This is a genomic window from Pseudomonas sp. TE3899, assembly GCF_056279105.1.
Genome location: NZ_JBWBQR010000001.1, coordinates 4,053,300 through 4,072,840, shown reverse-complemented (window position 1 = coordinate 4,072,840; position 19,541 = coordinate 4,053,300). Strand labels below are relative to the sequence as shown.

The following is a 19,541-nucleotide window of genomic DNA, read 5'->3' as shown; positions in this document are numbered from 1 at the left end:
ATGGATAACCACCCGAACAAGCGTTACCTGCTGGCGATCGACAATGGCACCCAGAGCGTGCGCGCGCTGCTCTTCGACTTGCAGGGCAATCTGCTGGGCAAAGGCAAGGTCGAGTTGCAGGCCTATTACTCGACACAACCTGGCTGGGCCGAGCAGGACCCGGACTATTACTGGGCAAAATTGGGGGAGGCCTGCCAGCAGTTATGGCAGCAAACCGGCATCGACCGCGCGCAGATTGCCGGCGTGTCCCTGACCACCCAGCGCGGCACCGTGATCAACGTCGATGCCCAGGGCAAAGCGCTACGCCCGGCGATCCTGTGGCTCGATCAACGCCAGGCCGAAGTCGAAGGCCGGCTGAAGGGACCGTGGGGCTGGCTGTTCAAACTGGTCGGTGCGCAAGCCACCGTGGATTATTTTCGTGCGCAAGCCGAGGCCAACTGGATCGCGCGCCATCAGCCTGACGTGTGGGCGGCGACCGACAAGTTTTTGCTGCTGTCGGGGTTTCTCACCCATCGCTTGTGCGGGCGGTTTGTCGACTCGGTGGGTTGTTGCGTCGGCTACCTGCCGTTCGACTTCAAGCGCCTGCGCTGGGCCGCTCCCCGCGACTGGAAATGGCAGGCGCTGGCGGTGCGTCCCGAGCAACTGCCCACGCTGCACAAACCCGGTGAAACCCTGGGTCACATCAGCGCCGAAGCCAGCCGCCACACCGGTATACCCGAGGGCTTGCCGCTGATTGCCGCCGGTGCCGACAAGGCCTGCGAAGTGGTGGGTTCCGGCGTGGTCGATGCGGACACGGTGTGCCTGTCCTACGGCACCACGGCGACGATCACCAGCACCCGCTCGCGCTACCTGGAAATTGTCCCGTTGATCCCGCCTTACCCGTCGGCGGTGCCGGATCAGTACAACTGCGAGGTGATGATTTATCGCGGCTACTGGATGGTCAGCTGGTTCAAGAACGAGTTCGGCCTGCGAGAAATGCAGCAGGCCAAAGCGCAAGGCATTGAGCCCGAGCAATTGTTCGACGCGCTGGTCAACGCCGTGCCCCCGGGCTCCATGGGCCTGATGCTGCAACCCTACTGGTCGCCCGGCATTCGCGAACCGGGGGTGGAAGCCAAAGGCGCGATGATCGGCTTCGGCGACGTGCATACCCGCGCGCATATTTACCGGGCGATCCTCGAAGGTCTGGCGTATGCCCTGCGCCAGGGTTTGCAGAGCATCGAGCAGCGTTCGAAGGTCTCGATCAAGCGCTTGCGCGTCGCCGGCGGTGGTTCCCAGAGCGATGCCGCGATGCAGCTCACGGCGGACATTTTCGGCCTGCCGGCCGAGCGTCCGCACGTGTACGAAGCGTCCGGTCTGGGCGCGGCCATTTGCTGCGCGGTGGGGCTTGGCTTGTACGCGGATTTCCCCACGGCGATGGCGGCCATGACCCGGGTCGGCGCGATTTTCATGCCGCAACCCGAGGCGCAGCAGGTCTATGAACGACTGTACAAGGAGGTCTACCTGCGCATGTACCGCCAGCTCAAGCCGCTGTATCAAAGCATTCGAAAAATCACCGGGTACCCGGCCTGACGTGTGTTTTGCACCCGGCGTAGACCGTGGGTGAACGTGGCGCTATCGGAGAACTTTTCTGGTGAGATTGGACAGTGTCAGCGGCGGGGTCGGTTGTTAGGCTCACCCCCACTGCATATCCAATAAGAACTAAAAGCAATGAAGCTGACATTCCTCCTGCTGCTGTTGTGTGGAACGGTCCCGACAGCCTGGGGCTGGTCCAACCATACGGTGGGCAGCTACCTGGCCTTGCAGGATCTGCCGGTTTTGCGCGACGCCTCCCTGGTCGACGTCGAACCGCTGGAGCAGTTCCTCGCGCAGCAATACGACGCCGTGCGCGCCTTGCTGGATGAGCAGGAAACCTACGCCCGTCAGCACTTCGCCCAGTACCCGCCGCGCCCCGACAACCTGCAACTGCCCGCCCTGCCGGGGGACAATCTGCGCCACGACTTCCTCACCGCGTTACGCATCAATCCCCTGATTCATCTGGCCATGGTCATCCAGCCGCTACCGGGCAAGGACCTGCCCGAGCGTGAACACTTCAAGGCCGAGCAGGTGATGGTCGAACAGACCCTCTCGCCGTGGAATCGCCAGCGCTTTATCCGCGTGATCGACGGCGAACAAGTCGCGCCGCTGGCCGTGCTCGCCAGCGCCGCCGATGAACCCGATTACGGCCACGACATCAACCTGTTCAGCGACAACCCTGGCGAGGTCGGCGCGGTGTACGGCTTCGGTCCGCAGCCGTTCGGCGATGCGCGGTTTCAGTACAGCTCCCAGGCGCCGTTCCACATGGGCTTCTTCCATGAAAGCGCGGTGGTGTATGCCGCGGCCGGGTTTCTCCAGCGCAGTTGGCCGGACTGGCGCGCTTACCAGTACATGGGCCTGGCGCGACTGGCGTTTGCCAGTGGTCATCCTTACTGGGGCTATCGTTTTCTCGGCTGGGGCCTGCACCACATCCAGGACCTGACCCAGCCTTATCACGCCAAACCGCTGCCCGGCGTCGAGCTGTCGAGCCTGCTGCTGCTCGAAGGCAAGGCACTGGCCGGGTATGAGGCCGACAAACACGCGGCCATCGAACGGGTCGCCACCCGGCACATGGAAGTGGAGAAATATCAGTCGACCTGGCTGCGTCGCCTGCTGCGCGCCGGCCAGCCACATCCGATGCTCCAGGCGTACGCCGACTTTGCCCAAGACGCCCGTTACCCGCCGTACTCGGTGGATGACCTGCGCGACGTCGTGAGTGCCGAATCCGCCGACGCATCCGCCGCCTTCGATGAAGCGATCGGCCGATGGCTGGAGACGGCGCCGATCACCAGCGATTTCAGCGCCGGCAATCAGGTGCAGCACGAAGACTACGACCATCCGGCCTTGAACCAGCAGCTGTTCAAGTTGCTGGGGCATTTCGGTGCGCACAGCCGGATTTATGTCAGTGCGGGCCTGGCGCCCTAGCCATTGCGACAACGTTGACCGGACACAAAAACAAAAAAACAGACAAGGAGGAACAGACCATGAGGATTCGATTGCGCCTGTCTGGCGCGGCGCTACCCGGCGTCGGCCTGGCCGGGCTGCTGCAACTGTGCGTGGTCGACGGGGTGCAGGCCGTGGAGTTCAGCGTGCTGGACAAACAGGTCACCGGCTCGTTCGACAGTACCTTGTCCTATGGCCGCTTGTGGCGGGTTCAGGGCCGGGACAAGAGCAACGATGACGTCAACACCAACGACGGCAATCGCAACTTCGACACCGGGCTGGTTTCCGAGGTGTACAAAATCACCTCGGAGCTTGAAGCCAACTATCAGAACTACGGGCTGTTCATGCGCGGCACCGCGTTCTATGACACCCAGTTGATGGACAAGCGCAACGATTACTACCGCAACAACAGCCCGTCGCAACCCAGCCAGAGTTACCCGCAGGACGACCGTTTTACCGGCCAGACCCGCGACATCGCCGGCAGCCGGATCGAGATGCTCGACGCCTATGTCCACGGGAGCTGGGACGTGGCCCAGATGCCGGTCACGGCCCGCCTCGGGCGCCAGGTGTTCAACTGGGGCGAGGGGATTTTCTACCGTGGCGGGATCAACACCACCAACCCGGTGGACGCCGCCAAGTACCGTTTGCCCGGCGCCGAGGTCAAGGAAGTGCTGGTGCCGGTGGAAGCGCTCAGCTTCAACATCGGCCTGACCGACACGTTGACCATGGAAAGTTTCTACCAGACGAACTGGAAGGAAACCCGCATTGATCCGGTCGGCACGTTCTACTCGCAAACCGACCTGTTCGCCGACGGCGGCAACACCGCCTACAACGACTTCACCGGCACCGCGCTGGACACCCCGGTGCCCGGCTTCGGCAACGTGATCGATCTGTACAGCGCGCTGGGCAACAACCCGCTGCTCAAACAGGCCCTCGGCGGCACCGGCCTGTACGCCAACGGCGTGACCCCGGCCTTCGGCAACACCCTCAAAGTGGCCTCGGTCGGCAAGGATTACAACGCGCGCAACGACGGCCAGTTCGGCTTCGCCTTTCGATACATTGCTGAAGAGCTCAACAGCACCGAGTTCGGGCTGTACATGGTCAATTACCACGCCAAGGAGCCGACCGTCTCCGCCGATCTTGGGGGTTATAAAGGCATCGACATGAACGCCCTGACCAACCTGTTGGCTGGTGTCGCCGGCAGCCAGGCGGGGCAACTGGCCAATGGTTTGGCGACCGCGGATGTGCTGGGCAATATTCAGGCGCACCGGCGCTACGCCGAGGACATCCGCATGTACGGCTTCAGCTTCAACACCACCCTGGGCCAGGCGTCGGTGTTCGGTGAAGTCGCCTATCGGCCGAACCTGCCCATCGGCGTCGCCGCCACCAACGACTTGATCGGCGACCTGGCCAATGGCGCTGCCGCTGCGGCGGCCGGCAAGACCATCAACATCGGCGGGCAGAGCGTCACCCTCGACAGCCAGATCAACAACGGCGAGCGGGTGGAAGCGTTCAACACGTCCCTGGGCAGCATCTACAACTTTGGCCCGAGCCTGTCGTTCGACTCGATGTTCGGCGTGTTCGAACTGGCGTCCGAGCACCTGCGCGGCAGCAGCCTGCAATACACCGCGTATGACGGCAGCACCCGTTATTACGCCGGCACCGGTAACTATTCCTATGTGTCCGGAGGCGAACGCAGCGACCAGGTCGACCGCAATTCCTACAGCTACACCGCGATGTTCAATGGCACCTGGAACGACGTGTATGCCGGGGTCAACGTCTCGCCCTACGTCGTCTACAAGGACGACTTCAAGGGCAACAGCTACCAGGCCGGCAACACCATCGAGGGGCGCAAGGCCTACACCCTGGGGGTCAAGGCCAATTACCAGAACAAGCTGGAGGCCGAGCTGCAATACACCAATTTCTACGGCGGCGGGCAGGACAACGGCCTTCGCGATCGGGACAACGTCGGCTTCAACCTCAAGTACTTCTTGTGAGTGCCCCTAACCGCGAGTTATTTCGGAGAACCTCCATGTTCACACCTCGACTGACCAAGACCACGCTGGCGCTGGTCCTGAGCCTGGCGGCCGGCAGCGCCCTGGCCGCCATCACGCCCCAGCAAGCCCAGCAACTGAAAACCACACTGACGCCGCTGGGCGCCGAACGCGCAGGTAACGCGGCCGGCACCATTCCGGCGTGGGACGGCGGCATCACCCAGGCTCCGGCGGGCTACAAGCCAGGTCAGCATCACCCGGACCCCTACGCAGCGGACAAGCCGCAGTTCACCATCACCAAGGCCAACCTTGAACAGTACAAGGCCCACCTCAGCCCGGGCCAGATGGCGCTGTTCAACAGCTATCCCGACACGTTCCAGATGCCGGTCTATCCGTCTCGCCGCTCGGGCTCGGCGCCGCAATGGCTGTATGACAACACCTTCAAAAATGCGACCTCGGCCAAGCTGCTCGACGGCGGCACCGGGTTTGCCGATGCCTATGGCGGCGTGCCATTCCCGGTGCCCAAGGACGGGATCGAGGCGCTGTGGAACCACATCACCCGTTATCGCGGCACCTACGTGGTTCGTCGTGCTTCCGAAGCACCGGTGCAGCGCAACGGCAGCTTCGCGCTGGTGACTTCGCAGCAGGAAGGGCTCTTCAACTATTACCGGCCGGGCGGGCAGTTTGCCGACCTGAAAAACATCCTGTTCTACTACTTGGCCTTCGTAAAAAGCCCGGCCCGGCTGGCCGGCGGTGCAGCGTTGATCCACGAGACCCTCGACCAGCTCAAGGACCCGCGCCAGGCCTGGGTCTACGACGCCGGCCAACGCCGGGTGCGTCGCGCGCCAAACCTGGCGTATGACACGCCCATCGCCTCGTCCGACGGCCTGCGCACGGCGGACGATACCGACCTGTTCAACGGCTCGCCGGACCGCTACGACTGGAAGCTCAAGGGCAAGCAGGAAATTTACATTCCTTACAACAGCTACAAAGTCGGCAGCCCCGACGTGAAGTACGCGCAATTGCTCACACCCGGCCACCTCAACCCGCAATACACCCGTTATGAGCTGCATCGGGTCTGGGTAGTCGAAGGCACGCTCAAACCCGGTTCGCGGCATATCTATTCCAAGCGCGTGCTGTTTCTGGACGAGGACAGCTGGGGCGCCGCACTGGTCGATCAATATGACGGGCGAGGGGAGCTGTGGCGGGTGTCGATGGCCTACCTGAAAAACTTCTACGACCTGCCCACCACCTGGAGCGCGCTGGACGTCTTCCACGACTTGCAGGCGCGCCGCTACTACGTGCAAAACCTGGACAACGAAGAACCCGCCACCGTGGACTTCACCCAACCGGTGCCGGAGGACGCGTACTTCATGCCGTCGGCATTGCGTCAGCGCGGGACGCGGTGAATGGGGGGTGGAGCGTAAGCGGCGTTACTCCGGCATCGAGCGGAGGATGTCCGCCAAATCGTCCCGGGTGATTTGATTGGCCTTTATGGCGGCGGCGACGTCTTCCTTGGACAGGGGGAAGCGTTTGAACAGGTCCTTCAGCGTATCGGCGTCGATGTTCGATAACCAAAGCGGATCAATCAAAGCGCCGCCGTATTTCGGCTGCATCGGCACTTCTTCGTGGGCGATGACGCCTTTGTGGTTCAAGTAAACCCAATAACGATCGAATCCTTCGGGGTAGCTTTTATCGTAATAAAGCGTGGTTCCGAGGGGCAGCACGTAGTCATGTTCATCGCCGTTGCGACCTTCGATCAGAAGAGGTTCTGTGGTTTTGATCATGTGCCGGCCATAGGCGCTTGAGACGTTGCTCAGCACGACGGCTGCCAGCACGGCGATATTCACCAGCACCAACACGGCAAGGCCTAGGTAGATTCGCTTCTTGGTAGACATTGTCATGACACGCCTTGGGATTTTCTTCGAGCTTAGCGGGTGCCGGGCTGGGGAGGGTAGTCGTCGGGTTTGATGTTGGCTATCAGGGCCTCTTCGCGGGCAAGCCTCGCTCCTACAGGATTTGCGTCGACCACATTGATCGTTCCCACGCTCCGCGTGGGAATGCAGCCCGTGACGCTCTGCGTCACATGCCGAAGCGGACGCGGAGCGTCCATTGAGGCATTCCCACGCGGGAGCGTGGGAACGATCAGACAGGATTTGCGTCGACCACATTGATCGTTCCCACGCTCTGCGTGGGAATGCAGCCCGTGACGCTCTGCGTCACATGCCGAAGCGGACGCGGAGCGTCCATTGAGGCATTCCCACGCGGGAGCGTGGGAACGATCAAACAGGATTTACGTCGACCACGTTGATCGTTCCCACGCTCTGCGTAGGAATGCAGCCCGTGACGCTCTGCGTCACATGCCGAAGCGGACGCGGAGCGTCCATTGAGGCATTCCCACGCGGGAGCGTGGGAACGATCAGACAGGATTTACGTCGACCACGTTGATCGTTCCCACGCTCTGCGTGGGAATGCAGCCCGTGACGCTCTGCGTCACATGCCGAAGCGGACGCGGAGCGTCCATTGAGGCATTCCCACGCGGGAGCGTGGGAACGATCAGACAGGATTTGCGTCGACCACATTGATCGTTCCCACGCTCCGCGTGGGAATGCAGCCCGTGACGCTCTGCGTCACATGCCGAAGCGGACGCGGAGCGTCCATTGAGGCATTCCCACGCGGGAGCGTGGGAACGATCAGACGGTGAATGTCAGACCCGGAAGTGGCTGACCATCTGCTGCAACTGACCACCCAGGCGTGCCAGTTCAACACTGGACGCGGCGGTTTCGTCGCTGGCGGCGGCGGTTTGTTCGGAGACGTCGCGCACGTTGATGATGCTGCGGCTGATCTCTTCGGCCACGGCGCTTTGCTGTTCGGCAGCGGCGGCGATCTGCTGGTTCATCGACTGGATGTTGGACACCGTGCGGGTGATGTTTTCCAGGGACACGCCAGCCTTGCGAGTCAGGGCGACGCTGCTGTCGGTCAGGGCGCGGCTGTTGTTCATCACCGCCGACACTTGTTGCGTGCCGTTCTGCAAACCGGCCACCAGGCCTTCGATTTCTTCGGTGGATTTCTGCGTGCGTTGGGCCAGGCCACGGACTTCGTCGGCCACCACGGCAAAACCACGACCGGCTTCACCGGCACGGGCCGCTTCAATCGCGGCGTTGAGCGCCAGCAGGTTGGTCTGTTCGGCCACAGCCTTGATCACGTCCATGACGCTGCCGATCTTGTCGCTTTCCTGTTGCAGCACGCTCATGGCTTCGGTGGAACGCGCCACTTCAGTGGCCAGGCGTTCGATCTGGGCGATGGCTTCGTTGACCACTTTGTCGCCGGCGCGGGCTTCGCCGTCAGCGGCGGCGGCCGCCTGGGAGGCTTCTTCGGCGTTACGCGCGACTTCCTGCACCGTGGCCGTCATCTCGTGCATCGCGGTGGCCACCTGATCGGTCTCGATCTTCTGGCTGTTGACCCCGGCGCTGGTTTGTTCGGTCACGGCGGACAACTCTTCGGCGGCGCTGGCGATCTGGGTGACGCCGTCGCGGATGCCGCTGATCAAGTCGCGCAGGGTCACGCCCATGCGGCCGATGCCTTGTTGCAACACACCGAGTTCGTCGCGGCGGGTGACTTTGACGTCCTGGGACAGGTCGCCGCTGGCGATGCGGTCGACCACGGTCATGGTTTCACGCAGTGGGCCGGTGATCTGACGGGTGATGACCACGGCGGCAATCACGCCCACCAGCAACGCCAGCAAGGTGCTGATCAGTTGCAGGGTGCGGGCCTGGGCGCTTTCGATGTCACGACGGTCGATCTGGAATTGATAGAGCTTGTCGCTCAGGTCGACGATGGCGGTGCCCTGGTCGGTCATGTCCTTGCGCACGCGCACGGCGTCGGCAGTGGCGGTTTTGAACGCCAGCAAGGCGCTGCGGTAATTGGTCAGCGCGGTGTCCAACTGACGCAAGGCGTCTTGCTGGGTGTCGGCGAAATGCACGTTCAGCGGCTTGAGGCTGGCGATGGCCGCGTCCAGTTGACCGACGGCTTTTTGCTCTGTCTCGGCGTTGGTGGTGGCGGTGTAGCCGCGCACTTCGTAGCGGGCCAGCATGAACGCTTCCTTGGCTGCCGTAACGGCCTGGAACTGCTCGAAACGCTGATCGCTCAGGGGCATTTCCTGGACCCGCTTGCCGATCGTATTGATCAGCGTGTTGGCGGCTTCGGCATTGGCGCCCATGGCATCGCGGGCGCTGTTACCGGTGCGGTAAGCGCTGCGCATTTCCTTGAGCGAGGCCTGATAAGCGGCGATGACGCCGGCCTGCTCCTTGAGCATTTTCAGGTTGTCGACATTTTTGAAACTGCCCAGCAGCGCGGTTTGTTGCGCGGCAAAACTGTCGAGGGTGGTTTGTACGTTCTGTGCGGCGGTTTCGTCGCCGTTGGTCAGCATGTATTGCAGACGCACCACACGCAGCTTGGTCAGGCCGGCATTGAGCTGGGTGATGTCGCTCATCCAGTTGCTGCGGTCGATCAACCCGCCCAGGCTCGTCCAGCCGGTGAGGGCCAGGACGCAGGTCAGGGCCAGGACCAGGCCGAATCCCAGGCCCAGTTTCATATTCACGCTGATGTTGCCGAACCAGCTATTCATCACAATTCCTCCAGGAACGTTGCATTTCTCTATCGTCAGTTGGCTGGAAGATTGTTGTTTTTAGGTGCCAGCAAGGTGTGTCGCAGACCTGTATCGGCAGCATTGCCGAGAGCTGAAAGGATTTTGTCGGACAGAACCTGTAACAAGGTATTGGGTCGGTTTTCAGCTTTTTTTCACATGGGTTTCACTTGCCGGGGACGCTTGCCTCTCTACCCTCGCGGCATCTAGTGACAGGTGCGACATGTCGGCGAGGCGGCTTGATGTGGAAGTGAGACTGAGTCTGTTCGGGATAAAGCGCTCGATTGATCTGAGCCGTTTGGCCCGTTATCGCAACACCTTGGTGGTGCTCGCCTCGGCGCTGTTGGTCATTCCGCTGACCTTCTGGCTGCTGGCGCCCGCCGCTGTGCCGGACCTGGCCCATGGCAACGTGGCCGGGGCCAAGGCGTTGATGTCCGGCTGGGCCAAGGGCGACATGATTGTGCTGGTACGCCACGTCGAGCGCTGCGATCACTCCACGGCGGCATGCCTGAGCGGCAACGATGGCATCACCGATCGCTCCCGTGGCGTCGCCGTGGAGGTGGGCTCGCATTTCGAACGCCTGGGCCTGGCCAAAGCTGATATTTATAACAGCCCGATGGTGCGCACGGCGCAGACCGCCGGCTACATGTTCAACTCGGTCAGTGCCGGTGAAGACTGGTTGATCAGTTGCAAGGGCACCATGCTGCGTGACGCCCTGGCGCATAAAGTGCCGGGCCGCAACCTGATTCTGGTGACCCACAGCGAGTGCATGACGGCGCTGGAAAAAAGCATGAACGTGTCGACGTCTACCCTGGGTTACGGCGCCTCGCTGTTCGTGTCGACCGAAACACCGCAAGCGCCCACCATTCTCGGTTACATCGAGGCCTCTGACTGGCGCTCGGTGACGACCCGATAATTTCCCTGACTCAGGATTTCCGATGCAGACGGCTTCTTCTAAGCGCTTTTATTGGGTGAACTTCGGCATTCCACTGGCCTGCGCGGCGGTGGTGTTCCTGATGTTCGACATGACCAACATCGACATTGCCTTCAGCAATCTGCTGTTTGACCCGGTCGCCCAGATCTTCCCGCTGGACAAGGTTCACTTCTTCGAGAAGCTGACCCACAAATGGGCGCGGATCATTCCGAACTGGACCGGTGAAGTTGCCGTGATCGGCGCGATCCTGTCGTTTGTCTGGCCACTGATCAATCCGCAGAAGCACCCGCGACTCGGCGGTTTTCTGCAGCGCACTAAAGCGTTGCCGGTGCTGCGCTTTGCCCGTGATCATCGGCGGGATTTTCTGTTCGTGGTGGTCGCGTTTGCCATTTGCACGGGCGTGATCCATTTCCTCAAGGCCCACACCAGTGTGTATTGCCCGATTGAGACGACCCTCTACGGCGGCAAACTCGCCCACGTGGAGTGGTACAACAACTTCCAGCTGTTCAAGGAGGCGGGCGAGGGGCGCTGCTGGCCAGGCGGGCACGCTTCGGGTGGCTTCACCATGCTCGCGCTGTACTTCGTGGCGCGCCGCTACCGCTGGCGCTATTCGAAAGCCGTGATGTGGGGCTCGTTATTGCTCGGGTTCATCTACGGCACCGCCCGGGTCCTGCAGGGCTGGCACTACATGTCCCACACCTTCTGGGCCGGGATCTTTGTGTGGCTGGCGTGTTTGCTGACGGCGCTGGCGTTTTATGGCCGGGCGCGGCTGGAGGTGCCGGTGTTGCAGCGACATGAGCGGGTGGGGCAGATGGCTGAGGCGCAGACTGTCGGCTGAACACGGTCCTGAATGACAAAAACCCGCCAGCCTCTGATCGAGGGTGGCGGGTTTTTTGTTGTCTGGATTGGGGGATGGTGGTGGCAGGGAGATTGCTTTCGCGGGCAAGCCTCGCTCCTACAGGGTTTGTGTCGCACACAACTTTTGTGATCGACCTCGCTCCTGTAGGAGCAAGGCTTGCCCGCGAAGAACGATAACGCGGCCTACCTGAAGGAATCACTCCCCGACAAAATAATACGGCTGCCGTCCTACCATCATGACCTTCAGCACCTTCAATGGCGCGACGGGCTCGCTTTCGCCAGACATCACTGCGACGTTGGTCGGCGATGCTTTCAGAAACTCATGCAACTGAGCCTCGGTGTCCAAGCCCTTGAGCACTTTCCGGGTGTAGAACACGGTCGCGCCGCCGACCCGTTCATTGGCCTGGAACAGGGCGACTTGTTGCCCATTGGCCTGTAGCGTTTGAATCTGCTCGGTCAGCGGCAGGAAGGACAGCGCGACATCGGCCCGTGGCATTGCCCATTGTGCGGCAGCCAGGTAGCTGGCGATCACCACGGTGAGCAAACCGGCGGCCAAGCCCTGCCGGTGCCGGGCGATACGACCGATCAGGGTCGAGGCACCTTCGCGGGCCTTCAGCCTTTCAAACAGGACACGGGCATATTCCGCTGCAATCACCGCCGCGGCAGGCGTCATTGACATCAGGTACACCGTGCGTTTGCTCGACGCCAACGACAGCATGACGAACTGTGCCAGGATCCACAGGGTGAAAAACAGCAAGTAACGATTGGCCATCAGGCTTTTGCGAAAGTGCCACAACCCCAGGTACACCAGGATATTCCAGGGCAGGAAGGCTTCCGGCAGTTTGGCGAGGTAGTAGTAGAACGGTTCGTAATGCCCGGCTTCTACAAAGGAGCCGCTGAAACGGCCGACGCTGTTGGTCAGCAACACTTCGCTCACTGCATGTGTACCGCCGCGCTGATAGAGCACGGCGAGCCAGATCAGCAGGGGGATCAGCCCCACTAGCGTCAACAGGCCGGGGCGCAGCCAGTCAGTGATTTTCAGGCGTTTATCCATCAGGCTCTCGGCCAGCAGGAACGCGAAGATCACCACACCTGGCATCGCCAGGCCCAGCACGCCTTTGCTCAGGGTCGCAATGGCAATCCCGAGAGCGAACAGCAAGGCATTGCCGACCGTGGCATGTCGCTGTCCCTGGAAAAACGCCAACAGCGCCATGGTCACACCGAGGGCGAGCAAGGCGTCTTCACCGACACCCCGCACGTTGCTCCAGTAACTGGCCATGGTCGCCAGCAGGATCCCGGCGGTCCAGGCAATGGCTTTTGGCCGGCCGAACCGACGCAGCATCGCGTACAACAGCATCACGCTGAACAACCCGGCAAACGCCGATGCCAGTCGTACCGCCCACGGTGTGCCGCCGAATGCACGAACTGCCCCGGCGTCGAGCCACAGGCTCAGGGGCGGTTTCTCCAAAAAGGGTTCACCGAACAGGCGCGGGGTCACCCAGTCGTCATCCAGGTGCATTTCCATAGCGATTCCGGCAACCCGGGCTTCGGTGGAGCCTTGTAGCTGGTGATTGCCAAGTGCGAAGAAAAACAGCAGACAGCCAAGCAGAAACAGCAACGGGGCAGGACGCGACATAAGGTTCTGGCTACCGGAGAAAAGGGGCCGAAAAGAACGGGCTGAAAAAAGTATACGGGGCGAATTCTTAACAAAGTGTGAACAAACGATGTGATCTATTACTGGCAGACGCCGAACCTGTTTTTCCCTTATGCCTGACTGGCCCTGCCAAGTGAGCTCTTGATTGAAACACACCCCAACTCCATTGCCGGCTGCAAGACGTGCCGCTCTTGGAAAAGCTGTTCGCAGGTCCGGTATTGCCTTGATCATCCTGCTGATCGCCGCAGCGATTGTGGGTTACTGGATGTTCACACCACCGGCGCCGTATGTGCCGTTGATTGACCTGGACCCTGCAGTCGTGTCGATGATTGCCTTGGGCGATCAGGGCAGCGGCGATCTGCAACAGTGGCGAGTGGGGCAGGCCATGGAGCGTGTCGCGGCCAGGGACGGGCGGCTGGACATGGTCGTGTTGTTGGGCGACAACTTTTATGGCAAATCGCTGACCGGCATTCACGACCTGAGCTGGCAGATGAAATTCGAGCGCGTTTATTGGGGCAAATGGCTCAGCCACGTGCCGTTCTACGCCGTGCTGGGCAATCACGATTACCCGGTGTCGCAAAAGGTCGAAGTCGAATATGGTCAGCGGCACGAGGGCTCGGGCCGCTGGCAGATGCCGAGCACGTTCTACGTCAAGGATTTCGGCAGCGTCGATGGGCGCCCATTGGTGCGCATGGTGTTCCTCGACACCTCGGCGCCACGGGAATCCTTCCAGCAGCAGATCGATTTGCTTGACCAGGCCTTCCAACAACCGGGACCAGCGCCTGTATGGCGCATCGCGGCAGCCCATCACCCGGTGCGCAATCATGGCAAGCACGGTGAGGACGGCGAACTGGTCACCCTGTTGTTGCCCGCCCTGGAGCGCAACAAGGTCGACGTGTTCCTGGCCGGGCACGATCACAATCAGCAACTGTTGTTACGCGCCGCTGAGCCCGCCTGGGTAGTGTCCGGGGCTGGCGGCCAAAAACTCTACGCCGTTGGCGCCACTGCGCTGGACACCTCGTTTGCCAATGCGCACGCAGGTTTTGCCAAACTTGACTTCAATGCGAGCCAACTACGGCTGAACTACTACGACGACCGAGGCAATCTTGAAACCGGTTTTCTTTGGGCCAGGGATTGTCAGTGGATGGCCAAGGGGTGCTTGTTGCCCGATGTCGCGCAACAGATCGTCGCGCAATAACACGCTCAGTGTTTAACGGAATTGGGCATGTGGTGCCGAGTTGATCAACGCCGTCAGCACATGATCCTGCCAGCGCCCGGCGATGCTCAGGTACGCCTTGGCGTAGCCCTCACGCTCAAATCCCAGGCGCTCCAACAGCCGCGCACTGCGTTCATTGCCCGGGATGTAATTGGCCATGATCCGGTGCAGTTGCTGTTCTTCGAACATGTAGCGGATCCCCGCTTCCAGCGCTTCCTGCATCAAGCCGCGCCCCTGATGGGCTTCGTCGATGTGGTAGCCGAGATAGCAGGCCTGGAATGCGCCGCGCGTGATGCCGCTGAAATTGCAGGCGCCGATCATCTGGCCGTTGTCCGGGTCGAGCAGCGCGAAGTGCACCGCCAGGCCGGCGGCAAAAGCGCTGGCCTGCACTTCAAGGCGCGGGCGGGTGCGTTCAGGGCTGTGGTAATCGGCGGGGCGAATCGGTGACCAGCGGGCGAGGTGTCTTTGATTGCGCCGGTAGAAGTCGCTTTCCAGCGACGCCTGTTCAGGGTCGAGCACCGCCAGCGTCAGGCGTTTGCAGGGCAGGGACAACAGCGGCATACAGCGCTCCGGTACGCGGGGGATCGTCGCGCAAGCATTACGCGGTCAGCGGAAAAACTCAAACCACCAGCGGCAATGTCACGATAAAAGTACTGCCCTGGCCATCGCCGTCGCTCATGCCGACCACCTTGCCGCCGTGGGCTTCCACCAGTTCGCGCACCACCGTCAGGCCAATACCGAGGCCGGCGCCGTTGAAGCCGATGGCATGCACGTCTTGCACAAACGGCTCGAAGATAAACGGCAAGGCCTGGGCGGAAATACCAATGCCGTCATCGCAAATGCTCATTTCCAGCACGTCATCCTTGGCGGTGACGGACAGCGTGACATTGCCCCCGGCCGGTGTGTACTTGGCCGCGTTACCCAGCAGGTTGCCGAGGATTTGCGTCAGGCGTACCGGGTCGCCGTCCACCGACAGCGCGCACGCGGGCAGTTCGGCGTTGAAGTGCAAGTGACGGGTGTTCATCACCGGGCTGCACACTTCGATGGCGCCCTGGATGATTTCCACCATGTCGACGATCTGGCGATCAAGGCGCAGCTTGCCGGTGCTTGCGCGGGACACGTCGAGCAAGTCGTCCACCAGCCGCGACATGTGCTGCACCTGGCCTTCAATCAGCGCCTGCATGCGCGGCAGTTCTTCGGCGGGCACTCGTACCAGGCGACCGGCGATCATGCTGATGGGCGTCAGCGGGTTGCGCAGTTCATGGGCCACCAGGGTCAGGATGTTGCGTTGCTGCGCCAGCGTGTGTTCGGCCGAGGCTTGCAGGTTTTGCGCGCTGAGGGCGGCGATCACCAATTGTGCATTGGCCTCGCGCATCTCCAGGAACAGCCGTTGCTCTTCTTTCGAGCGCTGGGGTTTTTCCGCATCGGTTTGCGCCAACAGCACCGCCAGCACCAATTGCTGATTGGCTTCGACCAGATGCTCGATTTGCTGGGCATCCACCAGTCGATTGTTGGTGTCGTTCAGTTCTTTTTGCAGCGCCGTCAGCACCGCACGTGCTTCCACGGTTTTCTGGCCGAGCAGGAACAACTCACGCGCGGCGGTTGCCATCGCTTGTGCGTTCGTGCCAGTGGCCTCAGTCATGGTCCTTGTTTACACCTTGTCCTGGAGGGTGGGCCGACGGGTTGGCCGGCCACCGAGCAAACCTTCCTGATCCGGCAGCATCTCGCCGATCTGCAAGCCGTCATCGTCGATGCGGTACAGGCGCAGCTCATCGGAGTGCGCGCTGGCGCGGACCTTGACCACGGCCATGATGCGCAGCAAGCGGCTCTGCACTTCGATGTAGCGCTGGACGATGATCGCGTCGGTGAGGAACGCCGTGCCGTAAGGGCTGAAACGCAGGTCGGTGTAACGGTCTTCCAGCTCCGAGGTCATCAATACGCTGACCCCGGCACTGGTCAGCGCGGTGACCATGCGCGACAGCGACTCGCGAAAGTCCTCGCGGAAGGTCGGCGCCAGCGCCAGTTCGAAGCCCGAGAGCGAATCGATCACCACGCGGGTGGCTTTGAGTCGGTCAATCTCGCTGAGCAGCAACTGGACGATTTCATCGATGGACAGGTCCGGCGCGCGGCTGTCGACCAAACCGACCTGGCCGCTCTGGATCAACCCGGCCAGCGTAGCGTTTTGCGAGTGATTGGGCCGTTGCTCGAACACGGCGATCACGCCGGTCTCGCCATTGCGCGCGCCTTCGGCGAGGAAGGTTGCCGCCAGGATGCTTTTGCCCGAACCCGACGGACCGGCCACCAGCAACGAATAACCCCGGGGCAAACCGCCGCCGAGCATGTCATCGAGCTGCGGCACGCCCATTTTCAGGCGTTTGATCGGGAACTCCAGCGGCGCTTCAACCGGGTTCAGGGGGGCGGGGGCGAAGACCTTGATCCCCGACGAGTCAATGCGGAAGGTGTGCAGCCCCGGCAATGTCGGCTGGCCGCGCATCTTCATGATTTCCATCTTGCGCACCATCGAGTTGCGCTGAACGCTCTGGCGCAGCCAGATCAGGCCATCGGCCACGGTGAAAATCGGGTTGGTGTCGGTTTCGGTGAAATATTCGCCAATCAGGAAGGTCGTCGCCTGCCAGGTGGTCATCAACATGCCCAGTTGCTGAACGAACTGCGGCAGGTTGTTATTGGGGTTGTCCTGGGTCTGGCTGGCCAGCACCACGGAGCGGAACGAGTCGACAAACACCAGTGACGGAGAGTGGGCCTCGACCTCACTGACGATGCGCCGCAGCACCTCGTCCAGATTCCCGGCCAGGGTATCGTCGGCCAGGTTGATGTAGCGGATCGACTGGTTGATCGCTTCGGCATCGAAAAAGTCGAATTGCTGCTGGTAGCGCAGCATCTTCAGCGGCGGCTCGCCCAGTACGGTAAAGAACAACGCCGGGCGTTCAGGCGTCGCCAGGGCGAACATCATCTGATGCGCCAGGGTGGTTTTGCCACAGCCTGGAGGACCCGCAATCATGTTGAACGAAAATTCCGGCAAACCTCCGCCCAGCACCTCGTCCAGGCCTGGCACGCCGGTGGCCAGACGGTTGATAGTTACTTTGGTGCTCATGGCGAATTTTCCTGCGAAGGGGTGTCGCTCAAAGAAGGTTCCCACACGCCACGAAGCAAACGTGCGGTGAGCGAGGGCCCGATCAGCGTGGTCAGCAATTCATAGAACGTGGTCAGCAGCACTTCACCGAAAAACAGTGCATCGACTTCGCTTTGCTCGACGAGTACGGAGTTGAGGGCAATCAGATCCAGCGCGGCCTGCACACTGTCATAGGTGCCGGCCAGACGCGGATGAGTGGAGGCGCAGAGGTGGAGGCTGCGACGATAGAGAGCGACAACCCCTTGCTGGCCGATGATGGGCGTGAGGGCTGCGTTCATATCCTGCAAGGTGGACACGATCGCCTGGGCGATGCTTGCAGTGTCAGCGTTGGGACCAACACGGTGCGCCAGAGAAGCTACGATCTGGCGGCTCTCTTCGCTTAGCGTGGACATGGCTAACTGATATCTGATTGACAGGTGCCGATGGTACACCGAATACGGGGGTTGGAAGTGATTTGCATCAACGATATTAAGCGCCCGGAAACAGGGCGTTTCGTGGCTTGCCAGTCAATTGCCAGGCAAAAAAAAAGCCCGCGGGAGGGCGGGCAAACCGTAGTTTCTTGAATGAGCGAGGGCACTGTACCGGTTGGCGCGGGGCGAATGGGTGAAGAAAAATTCATCTGCGTGGGCCCATCGCAAGGATTAGGGCAAATGGTCTGCCGCAAAATCCGCCTCCGAACGCGCCTGCAAGCGGCCCTTGCGACAGGCCTTCTGAAACAGCTCGAAGTCCTGCTCGTTCTGCCTGGCATAGCCTTTGGCGTACTTGAACAGCGCATCGGCCAGCGCCTCGCTTTTGCCGATGTAACCACTGATCTGCGCGGCGTGCCCTGACGATTTGGCGTGAGCCCGGGCCAGGGCGCGGCCACAGGTCCGGGCGTAGGCGGCGAAGGTTGGTGCATCGAACGTCTCGATTTCCGCCGAGACTTTCATGTCCCGCAGCTGACGCACATAAAAGTACCGGCCACTGGGCCCGGTGGTCCAGCCGAGAAACAGATCGCTGGCCGATTGCATCAAGCGCTGGCCATTCACCACCCGCTGTCCCTCGTGCTGCACTCGCGGCTTGGTCTTGACGTAACCGGCGAGCACCGAGCGCCGCGCTTCCTTGAATTGCAGGAACAGCGGGTGCTCCTGTTCGTCGGTCAGCAGCGCCACCAGGCAACGCGTGCCGACACTGCCCACGCCCACCACTTTGAACGCCATGTCGTGGGCATGAAAACGCGACAACAGTTCACGTCGATCCGCTTGCAGCGTTGCCCGATAGTCGCCCATGAACGTCTCGTAAAGCGGCTTCCAGTCCGACAGACGCAGCCAGTCATCATCGGCATCCAGCAACGTGGTGTTTTTATGCAGGTGGAAGATTTCCGGCAAGTCATCGCGAATCGTCAGACGGCCATTGGCGTCACGTTCGCAGATTTTCGGCAGCAACTCCGCGTGGGTGCGTCGTTCGGCTTTCTCGATGGCCCGCTCCACGTGTTCCAGCGTGGCTTTGCTGGCTTGCTCCAGCAAGTCGTCGTAGCTGATGGACTCGTACCAGGTTTCCATCGCGCTCTGTTCGGCGCACTCGACCATGGTTTTCTGATAGGCCGCGACCACCTCGCGGCACACCGCTTCCTCAACCGTTTCGCCGTGCCGCAGGTCCTTCGCGGCGATCAGGAAACTCGCCACCAACCGTTTAAGGTCCCACTCCCAAGGCCCGGGGTGCGCTTCGTCGAAGTCATTGAGGCTGAACAGCAGATTGCGCTCGGGCGTGGCGAAACCGCCGAAGTTCATCAAGTGACTGTCACCGCAGATCGGCGAGATCAGCCCCATGCTGGAGGTGCCCGCCAGGTCATGGGCCTGGAGCAGGGCGTTGCCGCGATAGAAGGTGAAGGGGGAGACCAGCATGCGGCCGTAGCGCAACTCGACCAGCGACTTGATGCGGCCCTCGCTTGACGCCTTGATCAATGGCAGCGGGTCGCGATCGACGTGGCCGAGGGACGACTGGGTGTTGCGGGGGCAGGTTCTACGCGCGTCCTTGCCTTGCTTGAGGCGGTCTTTGAGGGTGGTCATGGGGGCTCGGTCGGTGAGTTTTTGGA

At 61.5% G+C, this 19,541-nt stretch carries 15 protein-coding genes and 1 pseudogene; 7 read left to right on the top strand and 9 right to left on the bottom strand.

The genetic code is table 11. From position 1 onward, the window contains the following. The 4 genes from ACZ89E_RS18685 (at nucleotide 1) to ACZ89E_RS18670 (ending at nucleotide 6,418) form a co-directional block, all read left to right on the top strand. On the top strand, nucleotides 1–1,569 hold the full coding sequence (locus ACZ89E_RS18685; protein WP_476256202.1) for an FGGY-family carbohydrate kinase: 1,569 nt from the start codon (nucleotides 1–3) through the stop codon (nucleotides 1,567–1,569). A gap of 138 nt (nucleotides 1,570–1,707) precedes the next feature. Then, nucleotides 1,708–2,997 carry a phospholipase gene (locus tag ACZ89E_RS18680; RefSeq protein WP_476256201.1) on the top strand — a complete coding sequence of 430 codons (1,290 nt, stop codon included), beginning with the start codon at nucleotides 1,708–1,710 and terminating at the stop codon, nucleotides 2,995–2,997. A gap of 59 nt (nucleotides 2,998–3,056) precedes the next feature. Beyond that, nucleotides 3,057–5,012, top strand: a complete 1,956-nt coding sequence (locus ACZ89E_RS18675; protein WP_476256200.1) for a DUF1302 domain-containing protein — start codon at nucleotides 3,057–3,059, stop codon at nucleotides 5,010–5,012. Between the two features lie 35 nt (nucleotides 5,013–5,047). Next, nucleotides 5,048–6,418, top strand: coding sequence for a DUF1329 domain-containing protein (locus ACZ89E_RS18670; RefSeq protein WP_149657682.1), 1,371 nt, complete (start codon nucleotides 5,048–5,050; stop codon nucleotides 6,416–6,418). 24 nt (nucleotides 6,419–6,442) lie between these two features. Here the strand turns inward: ACZ89E_RS18670 and ACZ89E_RS18665 are convergent, their stop codons facing one another. The 3 genes and pseudogenes from ACZ89E_RS18665 to ACZ89E_RS18655 form a co-directional block, all read right to left on the bottom strand. Beyond that, nucleotides 6,443–6,907: a hypothetical protein gene (locus ACZ89E_RS18665; RefSeq protein WP_256672226.1), complete on the bottom strand. Its 465-nt coding sequence runs from the start codon at nucleotides 6,905–6,907 to the stop codon at nucleotides 6,443–6,445. 809 nt (nucleotides 6,908–7,716) lie between these two features. Beyond that, nucleotides 7,717–8,421: a methyl-accepting chemotaxis protein gene (locus ACZ89E_RS18660; RefSeq protein WP_372242325.1), complete on the bottom strand. Its 705-nt coding sequence runs from the start codon at nucleotides 8,419–8,421 to the stop codon at nucleotides 7,717–7,719. Nucleotides 8,422–8,622: 201 nt separating this feature from the next. After that, nucleotides 8,623–9,501, bottom strand: a pseudogene (locus tag ACZ89E_RS18655) (methyl-accepting chemotaxis protein); the annotation flags it as partial. Between the two features lie 397 nt (nucleotides 9,502–9,898). Between ACZ89E_RS18655 and pmrG the strand changes: the two are divergent. After that, entirely contained in the window at nucleotides 9,899–10,570 is a 672-nt protein-coding gene (gene pmrG, locus ACZ89E_RS18650) for a lipopolysaccharide core heptose(II)-phosphate phosphatase PmrG (protein ID WP_149657679.1), read from the top strand. 22 nt (nucleotides 10,571–10,592) lie between these two features. Continuing rightward, nucleotides 10,593–11,426, top strand: a complete 834-nt coding sequence (locus ACZ89E_RS18645; RefSeq protein WP_149657678.1) for a phosphatase PAP2 family protein — start codon at nucleotides 10,593–10,595, stop codon at nucleotides 11,424–11,426. Between the two features lie 216 nt (nucleotides 11,427–11,642). Here ACZ89E_RS18645 and ACZ89E_RS18640 read toward each other — a convergent pair whose 3' ends face one another. Then, nucleotides 11,643–13,082 carry an ArnT family glycosyltransferase gene (locus ACZ89E_RS18640; protein ID WP_476256199.1) on the bottom strand — a complete coding sequence of 480 codons (1,440 nt, stop codon included), beginning with the start codon at nucleotides 13,080–13,082 and terminating at the stop codon, nucleotides 11,643–11,645. A 241-nt stretch (nucleotides 13,083–13,323) separates the two neighbouring features. On the opposite strand from ACZ89E_RS18640, the gene ACZ89E_RS18635 reads away from it, so the two are divergent. After that, nucleotides 13,324–14,298, top strand: a complete 975-nt coding sequence (locus ACZ89E_RS18635; RefSeq protein WP_476256198.1) for a metallophosphoesterase — start codon at nucleotides 13,324–13,326, stop codon at nucleotides 14,296–14,298. A 12-nt stretch (nucleotides 14,299–14,310) separates the two neighbouring features. Here the strand turns inward: ACZ89E_RS18635 and rimJ are convergent, their stop codons facing one another. The 5 genes from rimJ to ACZ89E_RS18610 all read right to left on the bottom strand — a co-directional run bounded on the left by rimJ (nucleotide 14,311) and on the right by ACZ89E_RS18610 (nucleotide 19,515). Continuing rightward, the gene (rimJ, locus tag ACZ89E_RS18630) at nucleotides 14,311–14,877 is read right to left on the bottom strand and encodes a ribosomal protein S5-alanine N-acetyltransferase (protein ID WP_149657676.1); all 567 of its coding nucleotides are present in this window, start codon (nucleotides 14,875–14,877) and stop codon (nucleotides 14,311–14,313) included. A gap of 58 nt (nucleotides 14,878–14,935) precedes the next feature. Continuing rightward, nucleotides 14,936–15,958 carry a sensor histidine kinase gene (locus ACZ89E_RS18625; protein ID WP_476256197.1) on the bottom strand — a complete coding sequence of 341 codons (1,023 nt, stop codon included), beginning with the start codon at nucleotides 15,956–15,958 and terminating at the stop codon, nucleotides 14,936–14,938. A 9-nt stretch (nucleotides 15,959–15,967) separates the two neighbouring features. Continuing rightward, nucleotides 15,968–17,428: an ATPase domain-containing protein gene (locus ACZ89E_RS18620; protein WP_149657674.1), complete on the bottom strand. Its 1,461-nt coding sequence runs from the start codon at nucleotides 17,426–17,428 to the stop codon at nucleotides 15,968–15,970. After that, the gene (locus ACZ89E_RS18615; protein ID WP_476256196.1) at nucleotides 17,425–17,859 is read right to left on the bottom strand and encodes a hypothetical protein; all 435 of its coding nucleotides are present in this window, start codon (nucleotides 17,857–17,859) and stop codon (nucleotides 17,425–17,427) included. The genes ACZ89E_RS18620 and ACZ89E_RS18615 overlap by 4 nt, the downstream gene beginning before the upstream one ends. Before the next feature lie 249 nt (nucleotides 17,860–18,108). Then, entirely contained in the window at nucleotides 18,109–19,515 is a 1,407-nt protein-coding gene (locus ACZ89E_RS18610; protein ID WP_476256195.1) for a DUF2252 domain-containing protein, read from the bottom strand. Nucleotides 19,516–19,541: the final 26 nt, after the last annotated feature.

Excerpts from the sequence above, each read along its gene's own strand:
- ACZ89E_RS18670 (WP_149657682.1), top strand. The coding sequence starts at position 5,048 with ATGTTCACACCTCGACTGACCAAGACCACGCTGGCGCTGGTCCTGAGC.
- ACZ89E_RS18665 (WP_256672226.1), bottom strand. The coding sequence starts at position 6,907 with ATGTCTACCAAGAAGCGAATCTACCTAGGCCTTGCCGTGTTGGTGCTG.
- ACZ89E_RS18680 (WP_476256201.1), top strand. The coding sequence starts at position 1,708 with ATGAAGCTGACATTCCTCCTGCTGCTGTTGTGTGGAACGGTCCCGACA.
- ACZ89E_RS18675 (WP_476256200.1), top strand. The coding sequence starts at position 3,057 with ATGAGGATTCGATTGCGCCTGTCTGGCGCGGCGCTACCCGGCGTCGGC.
- ACZ89E_RS18640 (WP_476256199.1), bottom strand. The coding sequence starts at position 13,082 with ATGTCGCGTCCTGCCCCGTTGCTGTTTCTGCTTGGCTGTCTGCTGTTT.
- rimJ (WP_149657676.1), bottom strand. The coding sequence starts at position 14,877 with ATGCCGCTGTTGTCCCTGCCCTGCAAACGCCTGACGCTGGCGGTGCTC.
- ACZ89E_RS18610 (WP_476256195.1), bottom strand. The coding sequence starts at position 19,515 with ATGACCACCCTCAAAGACCGCCTCAAGCAAGGCAAGGACGCGCGTAGA.
- ACZ89E_RS18660 (WP_372242325.1), bottom strand. The coding sequence starts at position 8,421 with ATGACGGCCACGGTGCAGGAAGTCGCGCGTAACGCCGAAGAAGCCTCC.
- ACZ89E_RS18625 (WP_476256197.1), bottom strand. The coding sequence starts at position 15,958 with ATGACTGAGGCCACTGGCACGAACGCACAAGCGATGGCAACCGCCGCG.
- ACZ89E_RS18685 (WP_476256202.1), top strand. The coding sequence starts at position 1 with ATGGATAACCACCCGAACAAGCGTTACCTGCTGGCGATCGACAATGGC.
- ACZ89E_RS18615 (WP_476256196.1), bottom strand. The coding sequence starts at position 17,859 with ATGTCCACGCTAAGCGAAGAGAGCCGCCAGATCGTAGCTTCTCTGGCG.
- ACZ89E_RS18645 (WP_149657678.1), top strand. The coding sequence starts at position 10,593 with ATGCAGACGGCTTCTTCTAAGCGCTTTTATTGGGTGAACTTCGGCATT.
- ACZ89E_RS18620 (WP_149657674.1), bottom strand. The coding sequence starts at position 17,428 with ATGAGCACCAAAGTAACTATCAACCGTCTGGCCACCGGCGTGCCAGGC.